Source organism: uncultured Fretibacterium sp., from assembly GCF_938030725.1.
GTDB lineage: Bacteria > Synergistota > Synergistia > Synergistales > Aminobacteriaceae > Fretibacterium.
Map to the genome: position 1 here is coordinate 21,960 of NZ_CALHIQ010000073.1, position 10,415 is coordinate 32,374.

Sequence of the window (10,415 nt, forward strand, 5' to 3'; positions counted from 1 at the left end):
CCCGTGCGGGGCTTTAGGTGAACGAAGGTGATGGAGCCGCCGCGCCTCTCGTCCTTCAAAGAGGACGCCGCCGCGATGGACCGGGTCCTCTTGGCCTGTGCCTTGGCGCTGACCCTCTGGGGAATCCTCTGCATCTACAGCGCTGCAGCGGGACCCCATGGGCGCGGAGGGGATTTTGCCCTGCGCCAGCTCGGCTTCCTGGGCCTCAGCGTTGCGACGATGTTCGCGATCCTGGCGATAGGCTGCCATCGTCTTTTGGATGCGGCCTATCCCCTCTACGCCTTCACGCTCTTCGTGCTGCTGGCGACGGTCGTCCTGGCGCCAAAGGTGAAGGGTGCCCACAGCTGGATGGCCCTCGGCGGCTTTCGCTTTCAGCCGTCGGAGTTCGCCAAGGTTTCCCTGATCCTCATGCTGTCGAAGGTGCTCAGCCGCTATCCGCCCCTCTCGATCCGGACCTTTGCGATAGGCGTCGGCGCAATGCTGCCGGCGGTGCTGCTGGTCCTGATGCAGCCCGACGCGGGCAGCGCGCTGGTGTACTTGGTGATCTCCTTCGGGATGATCTTCGCCGCGGGGGCTCCGATACGCTACTTCCTGGCCATCGGCGGAGCGGGCGTCCTCATGCTCCCCTTCCTGTGGCTGGGCCTGAAGGAGTACCAGAAGATGCGCTTATTGGTGTTCCTGGACCCCATGCTGGACCCGCTGGGTGCCGGGTACAACGTGATCCAGTCGCGCATCGCCGTGGGGTCGGGGGGCTTCTGGGGAAAGGGTTTTCTGCTCGGGATGCAGAGCAAACTGCGGTTCCTTCCTGAGCCCCACACGGACTTCATCTTCAGCGTCAGTTCGGAGGAGTTCGGCTTCCTGGGCGGCATCGTCGTCCTCCTGCTCTTTGCCGTCCTGTTCTGCCGCATCGTCGGTGCGGGGCTCAAGAGCCGGGACCGCCGCGCCAAGCTGATCGCGGCAGGGGTCGTGTCGTGGATCTGGGTTCAGACGTTCGAGAGCATCGGGATGAGCGTCGGATTGATGCCTGTGACGGGGCTGCCGCTGCCCTTCCTCAGTTACGGGGGTAGTTCCCTCCTCTCCCTGTTCATGGGGCTGGGCCTCGTGGGGAGCGTCTACGTCGAGGGCGTGAGGCGTCCCTACTACTTTTAAGCTCGCGCTGACGTCCCCGCACGAAGGGGGCCCCTGGCGCCCGTGCCTCTTGGAAGGAGTCTTTCTGAATGCTTTTCCCCGAGTTCAAGCGGCCGGACTGGCCGCTCCTGTCCCAGGTGTCGCGCCCGTCGCGCTACTGCGGCAACGAATGGCGCAGCTATGCCCTGCCGTCCTGGGACGAGGGGAACAGGCTGCGGGTCTGCCTTGTCTTTCCCGACGTGTACGAGATCGGCATGAGCTATTACGGGTTTCAGATCCTGGCGCCCCTCATCCGCGCACTGGGCTGTCTTGCGGATCGCGCCTACTGCCCCTGGGGGGACATGGAGGCGCTCCTGCGGGCCCGCGGGCTGCCGTTGACGTCCGTCGAACAGCGCAGGCCGCTTTCGGACTTCGACGTGGTGGGCTTCACCCTGCAGCACGAGATGGGGTACACGAACGTCCTCACGATCCTGGACCTGGCGGGTATCCCCCTACGCGCCGGGGACCGCCGCAGAGAGGACCCCATCGTCATTGCGGGCGGACATGGGGCCTTCGTCCCGGAGCCACTGCACGCCTTCATCGACCTCTTTTGCATCGGCGATGGGGAGGCGGTGTTGCCTGACCTGCTCCCCGTCCTGGAGGAAACCAGGGGACAGGACCGCGCCGCCCGCCTCGCGGCCTGTGCGAAGATGAAGGGGGTGTACGTCCCTTCCCTCTATGCCTCGGACGCCAGGGGATGTCCCGTGGTCCCTGCGGCAACCCCCTTCCTCGCGGAGCGCCAGATCCGGCTGGACTTCAACTCGGTCTTCATCCCCGATTCCATGGTCGTCCCGTCGGTGAACATCGTCCACGACCGGGCGGTCCTGGAGCTCTTCCGGGGCTGCAGCCGGGGGTGCCGCTTCTGCCAGGCCGGGATGATCTGCCGCCCGGTCCGGGAGCGGAGCGTGGACCAGGTCGTCAGCGCCGTGCTCGCGCTGCTGCGCCGGACGGGGTGGGACGAACTGGGACTCCTGTCGCTGGCCTCCTGCGACTACTCGGAGATCGAACGGCTGATCGACGAGCTGACGGGCCCGCTCCTGGAGCGCCGCGCGCGGCTGGGCCTTCCCAGCCTCAGGGTGGACAGCTTCTCCGTCGGGCTGGCGGGGCGCCTGCAGCAGCTGCGCCGCGGAGGGCTGACCTTCGCCCCCGAGGCAGGGACTCAGAGGCTGCGCGACGTCATCAACAAGGGCGTGGACGAGGAGTCCATTCGAGCCTGTCTGACGGAGACGTTCTCCCGCGGCTGGGACCGGGTGAAGCTGTACTTCATGATGGGGCTCCCGACGGAGCGCGACGAGGACCTGGACGGCATCCTGGAGCTCGCCCGGGGAGCGCTGAAGCTGGGCCGGACCCTGGGGCGGCGCAGGGCCTCCGTCAGCGTGTCGGTGGCCGGCTTCGTCCCCAAGGCGCACACGCCCTTTCAGTGGGAGAGGCAGAACTCCATCGAGGAGCTCAGGGAGAAGGGGCGGCGCCTTAAGGCCGGCGTCCGCGACCGCAACCTCTCCCTGAGCTACCATGAGCCGGAGCAGACGTTTCTGGAGGGCGTTCTCTCGCGAGGGGACCGGCGCACGTCGGACGTCATCGAGCGGGCCTGGCGCACGGGCGCGCGCTTCGACAGCTGGAGCGAAACCTTCAACCTGCAGCGGTGGCTGGATGCCTTCGATTTCTGCGGGCTGGACCCCCTCGACTTCACGCGCGAGCGCGGTACGGAGGAGGCGCTGCCCTGGGATCACATCCATCCCGGGGTACGAAAGGACTTCCTGCTCCGCGAACGGCATCGCGCCTACGAGGGAAAGCTCTCGCCCAACTGCCGCGACGGCTGCGCGGGCTGTGGCCTCGGCTGCCGGGAGGCGGCGCTGTGAGCGTTCGCGTGCGCGTTTGCTACGAGAAACGCGGCTTTGCGTGTTTCGTCCCTCACGTCGCGCTGGCGTCGATCTTCACCCGTGCCGCGCTGCGCGCCGGGCTCAGCCTGACGCAGACCCTGGGCTGTTCCCCGCACCCGAAGATGAGCTTCGCTCCTGAGCTGCCGGCGGGCGTCGTCGCCCTTGGAGAGCTTGTGGACGTGTACCTCGAGGAGGTGCCAGAGGACCTTCTCGTGCGGTGGAACGCGGCGATGCCCGTGGACTTTCGCCTGCTGTCCTTCGAGCTGCCTGAGGAGGGCGCGCCGTCGCTGGGCAAGGTCTGCCAGTCGGCCCGTTATTGGGTGCGCTGCGTGGGGTCCTTCGCTTCGGAGGAGCTCCTGGCACGGGCGCGGGCCTTCTACGGCGACGCGCTGCTTCGGGGTGCGAGCGGGGTTGACGTCGAGGAGGACGGCAGCGCCGACTGGGTGGATTTCGTGCTGGCGCGGCCCGCCCAGAACGGCATCGGCGGCTGGGTCCGGAGGATGGTCGCGGACGGCGCCTTGGAGGGGTGGCAGGACCTGAACGTCGTGAGGGCGGCCATCGGCCCTCTGGCTACAGTCCTGGGGGTGGACTGCGGCCCGGCGGAGGGCGAAACGCTGCGATCCGGAACTACTGAAGAAAGATTGAGCGGTCCTGAGCGGCTGCCCTGAGGGGCAGGCCCGTCCGGGCGGCTGAAAATTTACGAGAGCCGGCGGTGCAGCGTCACCTCGCAGGCCGGCCCTTGGATCCCTAAGGAGGACAAATGTCGTCTTTAGACTGTGTGGAGCGAAAGATCATCGCCGACACCCGCGAGAACGAGGAGACGCGCGTCGCGATCCTTGAGGGCGGTCGGCTGGCGGACGTCTTTATAGAGCGCATGTGGGACCGCCAGAAGGCGGGGGAGATCTACAAGGCCAGGGTGGAGAGCGTGCTGCCGGGGATCAACGCGGCCTTCGTCACCATCGGCGAGGGGCGAAACGCCTTTTTGTACCTCAACGACGTACACGGCATGAAGGTGGTCGAGAACCAGGAGATCGTCGTGCAGGTAACGAAGACGGCTATCAAGAACAAGGGGGCCCGCGTGACCCCGCGCATCTCCCTGCCGGGACGCTACCTCGTCCTGGTCCCCGACGGCGGAGAGGCCGGCGTGTCGCGCCGCATCGTCGATGAGGGGGAGCGGAAGCGGTTGCGTCACTTCGCCAGGGAGTTGAAGGGGGACGACTTCGGCGTGATCATCCGCACCGCTGCGGAGGGCGTGGACGAGGAGACGCTGGCCGCGGACGTAGAGTCCCTGCTGGCGCTCTGGCGCGAGATCGAGCACGACGCGGAGCTTCAGGCCGCCCCCTGCCTTTTGTACAAGGATCGGGGGCTTTTGGGCCGGGTGTTGCGGGACGAGGTCCACGGCAGCGTTGACGAGATCATCCTCGACAGCGCCGAGGAGATGCGGCACGTGAACGAGTACGTCGCGACGCTCTACAAGACGGACCGTCCGCAGGTTTCCCTCTACGAGGGAGCCGTGCCCATCTTCGAGTACTACGGCGTCGAGGCGGAGATCGAGCAGGCCCTGGAGCGCAAGGTCTGGCTCCGATCGGGCGCCTACCTTGTGATCGAGCACACGGAGGCCCTGACGGTGATCGACGTGAACACCGGCAAGTACGTCGGGGACCTGGACATGAGGCACACGACGCTGGCGACGAACCTGGAGGCGGCGGACGAGGTGGCCCGCCAGCTGCGCCTGAGATCCATCGGCGGGATCGTCGTGGTGGACTTCATCGACATGGAGTTTGAGGAGGACCGCAAAAAACTGCTGGATCGCCTTGAAGAGGTCTTTCAGCTGGATCGGTCGAGGGCCCGCGTGTTCAGCATGACGCAGCTTGGCCTGGTGGAGCTCACCCGCAAGCGCGGGAGGTTGGACCTGAGGTCCGTGATGACCCGCGGGTGCCCCTTCTGCAACGATAACGGCTGGGTGCTGCGGGAGGACACGCTGGCCCTGTCCATCAAGCGCTTTCTGAGGAAGATATCGCAGACGAACCGCGCGGAGGCCTTGCTGCTGCAGGCCAACTCCATGGTCGCGCAGTACGTCCGCGACACGTACCTCGCGATGTGGGAGCGGGAGCTGAACGCAAAGATCCTCATCGCCGGGATGCCGGACTTCGCCTGGAGCAAGTACCGCATCGAGCTTCAGGGGACGCTGGACGCGGTGGAGCGTCGGGCGCACCAGCTTGAGCGGCGGGAGGAGAGTTCCATCGTTGTCCATCGAGTCCCTGCACCTTAAGGGCTTCAAGAGCTTCGGCAGCCCCTGCAGCTTCACGTTCAACGGCGGATTCACTGCCATCGTCGGCCCCAACGGGAGCGGCAAGAGCAACATCCTGGACGCCCTGAGGTGGATTCTGGGCGAGGGCAGCGGGACGGCCCTTCGCATCCTCCGGCAGAGCGACCTCCTGTTTTCGGGCAGCATCTCCGTCCCCCCGGCGAAGGGGGCCGAGGTGCGCCTCGTCATGACGAAGAGCGAGGACCGAGCCGTCCTGTGCCGCCAGTACGCGGAGGGCGGTGGGACGCTGCTGCTGGACGGGGAGCGGATTCTGCTTCAGGACCTGGACGCGGTGAAGGAGCGATTCTCCCTTTCGGGGGAGGGCTTTGCCTTCATCGGCCAGGGGGAGGTTTCTGCGGCCATCCACCAGCGGCCCAGGGAGCGCCGGCGCCAGTTGGACCTCCTGTTCGGCATCGACCGCTACCGCGCCCGCCGGGACGATACGCTGAAGCGGCTCGACGACGCGCTGAGCGAGGCCCAGAGGATCGAAACCCTGATTCGGGACCTGAACGACCGCCGCGCCGAGATCGCCGCGGACGTCAAGGTGGCCGTGGAGGCCCGGGGCATCCTGGACAATCTGGAGGTCCTTCGCCGCGATTTCTACTTCTCAAAGCGCCTGGAGCTGGAACGCTCCGGAGCCGCGCTCCGCTCCGAGGCGCAGCTTCTGCGCGTGCGCCTGGACTCTGAGGTTTGTTGGCGCGAGGTCTGGCGCCGGGCCGTCCTGGGCGCCGAGGAGGCGCTGCGGGGACAGGGCTTCGACGAGAGGGCCTTCACGGAGCGAATGGAGGAGCTGGCCGCTCGCAAGGATGCGCTGCAGCGTCAGGCCTTTCAGAGCGCCGCGCGCGTCCGGGCCATCCTGGAGAGGCGCGCCGTGCTCCTGGAGGAGGTGCGGAAGGACGAGGAGCGGCGGGACGCCCTGAGGCAGGAGCTGGATTGCGCGAGGGGGGACGTGGCCGAGGGAGAGCGGCGCCTCGCGGGGTGCCGGGAGGCGATCGAAGCACGGGCACGGGAGCTCGACGAGAGCCGCGCGGGCATGGAGCGCGAGAGGGAGCGCCGTCAACGCCTGCGGGATGAGCTGGCGGAACGGCGGCTCTCCGCTTCGCGATCGGAGGCGGAGCTCCGTGCCCTGGCCACTTCCGATCGGGAGAGCGCAGCAGAGCTGGAGCGCCTTCAGGGGGAGGAGCGCCGCCGGGCGGAGGCGGGCGCCGCGCTGGAGCGTCGAGTCGCGGAGCTGTCCGCCAGGTACGGGCGCCTGACGGACGAGCACGCGCTCCTCTACGCCTCCTGTCAAAAGCAGGCGGCGACGCTGCAGCAGATGAGGCGGGATCGCGCGCGCCGCGAGGCGGACCTGGACTCCCTGAGAGACAGCGCCGGAGCCTCCGTCTATCCGGAGCCCGTCCGCCTTCTGCTCTCGGCCTCGCGCCTGAACCGTATGCGCTCCCGTCCCGAGGTGGCTGCGGAGGCCTTCTCCTGTCCTTCGGACGTCGCCCCGGCCCTCGAGGCGTACATGGGAGGGCGGCAGTTCTGGCTTCTGGTCCGCACGCTCGACGAGGCCCAGGAGGGGATTGAGCTCCTGAAGCAGCGCCGCGCGGGGCGCGTAACCTACCTGCCCCTTGAGCGCTGCCGGCCCCGGGACCGCGACGCCCGCTTCAGGCTGCCCTCAACCGGCGTTGTGGGATGGGCCATGGACCTGATTCAGGTGCGCTCCCCCTGGGAGCCCGCGCTCCTTCACATGATGGGGGACCTGCTCATCGTGGAGGACTTCGCCCTCGGCAGCGGCCTGGCGAAGCAGGGGGCCCGCTTCCCCATCGCCACCCTTGACGGCGAGGTCTTCGCCCCCTCAGGGACGGTCAGCGGCGGTCGGGGACGTCAGAGGGTCAGCGCCATCGTCCTGAACCAGCAGATCGCACAGGCCCAGGAAGCTCTCGAGGAGCTGCGCAGGCGCATCGAGGAGGCGGACGGGACCTTCCGTTCGGACGAGGCGCGGGAGCAGGAGCTGTCCGCCGCGCGGGACGAGGCGGCGACGGAGGTGGAACGGCTGAGGGCGGACGTTGTGACCTCGGGCAGGGCGCTTGCTGCACTGCGGGCCTCCGTTGAACGCCTTGAGGCGGATCGCGCTCAGGGCGTGGCCAGGGCGGAGGGGCTGAGGGCTGATCTGCGCTCCTCAGGGGAGCGGACGGAGGCGCTTGAGGAAGAGCTCGCCGGACTGAACGAGATCGCGGATGGGGAAGGGGTGGAGGTTGCCCTGGCCCCCATGCGCGCGGAGCTCTCCCTCGCGGAGGAGCGGCTTCGCGGCGCGCGGGTCATCGCGGAACGGATGGAGGGCGAGTACGCGGCCCTGGCCGACCATCTGGGACGCCTGACGGAGGAGGCCGAGGCCGGAAGGAGGGAGGAGGCGGAGCGGCGCACGCTCCTCCGCGGCATCGGGCGCGAACGCCTGGCGCTGCACCGTGAGGAACAGGAGTTGACCCGATGTCTTGAGGAGGAGCGGGGGCGTCTACGGCAGGCCCATTTTCGCCTTGAACGGCTTCGCATCCGTTCGGGACGCGCCGACGCGGCGGAGGCGGGGCGGCAGGCGGAGATCGCGGCTCTGGAAGAGAGGCTGGCCGCGGTGGGAGCGGAGCGCGGCCAACTGATGGAGCTGTGGGACGAAAAGTACCCCTACGACGCGGCGGAGGCCAGGGAGGTCGAGGGAGGGCGTGACCTCATCGCCTCCCTCCGCAAGTTGGAGCGCGAGCTGAAGGCCCTTGGCCCGTACAACCTGGGGGCCCTCTCCGAGGACACCTCCCTGACGGAGCGGGTGGACTTCCTCAGCGATCAGTTGGAGGACGTGCGGGGTGGCGCCGACGAGCTGAGGGAGCTGATCCGGCAGACGGACGCTCAGGTGGAGTCCACCTTTGTCGAGGCGATGGCGGAGATCGACGCCCGCTTCAACGCGCTCTTTCAGCGGCTCTTTGCCGGGGGCGAGGCCAGGCTCACGCTTCAGGAGGGCGCGAGCATCTGGGAGCGCGGAGTGGACATCTACGCGCGGCCGCCGGGCAAGAAGCTGCAGAACATCTCGCAGCTTTCGGGCGGCGAGCAGTCCCTGACGGCCATAGCCCAGCTCTTCGCCGCCCTCGAAGTGGCGAAGGTCCCACTGGCCGTGCTGGACGAGGTGGATGCGGCGCTCGACGAGTACAACCTCATCCGCTTCGCCGATCTGGCGAAGGAGTACTCCCGGTCGTTGCAGCTGATCGTCATGACGCACCGGCGGACGACGATGGAGCGCGCCGACCTCATCTACGGGGTGACGATGGTCGAGCCCGGCCTGTCCCGCATCGTCGGCATCGACGTGGAGAACTACCGCTGATGGAGGGGGCGACGAGGGACGACGTCCTCTACGGCCGGCTCCGCCTGTGGCAGCCCGCGGCGGGGCCGCGCGTCAGCATGGACACGGTGCTGCTGGCCGCATGGGTGCGCCTCCGGGCGCGCCGGCCCCACTTCGTGGAGCTGGGCTCGGCCTCTGGAGCTGTGTCCCTGATGCTGGCCCTGCGCTTCCCTCCGCCGTTCGACGTGGTGGGGCTTGAGCTTCAGCCGGAGCTCGTGAAGCTGGCGGAGCGCAACCGGAATGAAAACGGCCTTCAGGACCGGGTGAAGTTCCTCTGCGGGGACCTGCGGGATGCGTCGCTGCTGCCCAGGGAGTCCTTCGACGGACTGGTGGTGAACCCGCCCTACGAAACGCCGGGGCGCGGAAGGGTGAGCCCTCTCCTCTCCCGCGCCATCGCCCGCCACGGGGCGTCGGAGGACGAGAGCGCCTGCTGCACGCTTCAGGACGTGGCCGCCGCCGGCGCGCGCCTGCTGAAGCGCGGAGGACGGTTCTTCTGCGTCCTCCGCACGGACCGTATGGCGCCCTTAATGGCTGCGGCGTCGGTGCACGGCCTCGCCCCCAAGAGGATGCGGTTGGTGCACCCGCGTCCGGGCGCGCCGTCGAACCTCCTCCTCCTGGAGTGCGCCCGCGGGGGCGGGGAGGGGTTGACCGTGGAGCCTCCGCTCTTCGTGCTGGGGGCCGACGGGCACTACACGGAGGAACTCCTGAGCGCCTACGGGCCCTCCGGGTTGAATTCAGAGAGGAACGATGCACGATGCCCCTGACGCTTGTCCCGACGCCCATAGGCAACCTTGAGGACATCACCCTTCGCGCGCTGCGCGTCCTCCGATCGGCGGACCTGATCGCCTGCGAGGACACCCGCACGTCCTCCGTCCTGCTACGCCACTACGAGATCGCGGCTCCCCTCGTCCCCTTCCACCTGCACAACGAGAACCGCTGCCTCCCGCGCCTGATGGAGGCGTTGAGGGAGGGGAAGAACGTCGCGGTGATCAGCGACGCGGGCACTCCCGGAGTTTCCGACCCGGGCTGGATTCTGCTGAAGAACGCCGTGGAGGAGGGGCTGCCCGCGGACGTCCTGCCCGGCCCTTCGGCCGTGTTACCGGCGGTGTTGCTGTCCGGGCTCGCCCCGCAGCCCTTCACGTTTCTGGGCTTCCCCCCGGAGAAGCCGGGGCCGCGCCGCAGGCTCCTTCAGTCTTTGGAGCGCCTGCCTTGGACGCTGTGCTTTTACGTCTCGCCGCACAAGGTGGAGCGCCAGATCGCGGAGATGGCGGAGGTGCTGGGCGATCGGCGTGCCGCTCTGGTGCGGGAGATCAGCAAGGTCCATCAGGAGGCCGTTCGAGGCACGCTGTCGGAGGTTCTGAAACGCCTGGAGGAGGGGCTGAAGGGGGAGATGGCCCTCGTGGTCGAGGGCTGCCTGGAGGGCGCGGCGGACGGCTCGCAGGACGAGGCCTGGCAGGCCTGCGCGGACGCCATGGCGGCGGAGGGGGCGACGGTGCGGGACGTCGCAGGCGCAGTGGCGGAGCGGTACTCCATCGGGAAGAACGCGGTGAAGGACTACCTGATGCGAAAGTGCAAGGGCTGAGGCGGAATGACGGTCCCTCAACCCGTCAATGAAGAACGAGGGGGCGGACCGCCGAAGTCCGTCCTCTCGTTTGCTTTTGCTGTTCCGCTCCGCTACTCCACCTTGTCCGTG

The 10,415-nt window shown here is 68.2% G+C and carries 7 protein-coding genes; all 7 read left to right on the plus strand.

Features of this window, described 5'->3' with window-relative positions; translation table 11 throughout:
• Positions 1 to 30: 30 nt before the first annotated feature.
• Positions 31 to 1,149, plus strand: a complete 1,119-nt coding sequence (rodA, locus tag Q0629_RS04295) for a rod shape-determining protein RodA (RefSeq protein WP_298779355.1) — start codon at positions 31 to 33, stop codon at positions 1,147 to 1,149.
• Between the two features lie 68 nt (positions 1,150 to 1,217).
• Positions 1,218 to 3,026 carry a TIGR03960 family B12-binding radical SAM protein gene (locus Q0629_RS04300; protein WP_298779357.1) on the plus strand — a complete coding sequence of 603 codons (1,809 nt, stop codon included), beginning with the start codon at positions 1,218 to 1,220 and terminating at the stop codon, positions 3,024 to 3,026.
• The gene (locus Q0629_RS04305; RefSeq protein WP_298779359.1) at positions 3,023 to 3,715 is read left to right on the plus strand and encodes a TIGR03936 family radical SAM-associated protein; all 693 of its coding nucleotides are present in this window, start codon (positions 3,023 to 3,025) and stop codon (positions 3,713 to 3,715) included. Before Q0629_RS04300 ends, Q0629_RS04305 begins: the two co-directional genes overlap by 4 nt.
• Positions 3,716 to 3,807: 92 nt before the next feature.
• On the plus strand, positions 3,808 to 5,319 hold the full coding sequence (locus Q0629_RS04310; RefSeq protein WP_298779361.1) for an Rne/Rng family ribonuclease: 1,512 nt from the start codon (positions 3,808 to 3,810) through the stop codon (positions 5,317 to 5,319).
• Complete coding sequence (smc, locus tag Q0629_RS04315; RefSeq protein WP_298779363.1) at positions 5,294 to 8,704, plus strand: chromosome segregation protein SMC; 3,411 nt, start codon at positions 5,294 to 5,296, stop codon at positions 8,702 to 8,704. Before Q0629_RS04310 ends, smc begins: the two co-directional genes overlap by 26 nt.
• Positions 8,704 to 9,486, plus strand: a complete 783-nt coding sequence (locus Q0629_RS04320; protein WP_298779365.1) for a methyltransferase domain-containing protein — start codon at positions 8,704 to 8,706, stop codon at positions 9,484 to 9,486. Before smc ends, Q0629_RS04320 begins: the two co-directional genes overlap by 1 nt.
• Positions 9,477 to 10,304, plus strand: a complete 828-nt coding sequence (rsmI, locus tag Q0629_RS04325) for a 16S rRNA (cytidine(1402)-2'-O)-methyltransferase (protein WP_298779366.1) — start codon at positions 9,477 to 9,479, stop codon at positions 10,302 to 10,304. Before Q0629_RS04320 ends, rsmI begins: the two co-directional genes overlap by 10 nt.
• The last annotated feature ends 111 nt before the right edge of the window (positions 10,305 to 10,415 follow it).

What these genes read in the sequence shown, in the direction of transcription:
- rodA (WP_298779355.1), top strand. Translation starts at nt 31, where the DNA reads ATGGAGCCGCCGCGCCTCTCGTCCTTCAAAGAGGACGCCGCCGCGATG.
- Q0629_RS04300 (WP_298779357.1), top strand. Translation starts at nt 1,218, where the DNA reads ATGCTTTTCCCCGAGTTCAAGCGGCCGGACTGGCCGCTCCTGTCCCAG.
- Q0629_RS04310 (WP_298779361.1), top strand. Translation starts at nt 3,808, where the DNA reads ATGTCGTCTTTAGACTGTGTGGAGCGAAAGATCATCGCCGACACCCGC.
- Q0629_RS04320 (WP_298779365.1), top strand. Translation starts at nt 8,704, where the DNA reads ATGGAGGGGGCGACGAGGGACGACGTCCTCTACGGCCGGCTCCGCCTG.
- rsmI (WP_298779366.1), top strand. Translation starts at nt 9,477, where the DNA reads ATGCCCCTGACGCTTGTCCCGACGCCCATAGGCAACCTTGAGGACATC.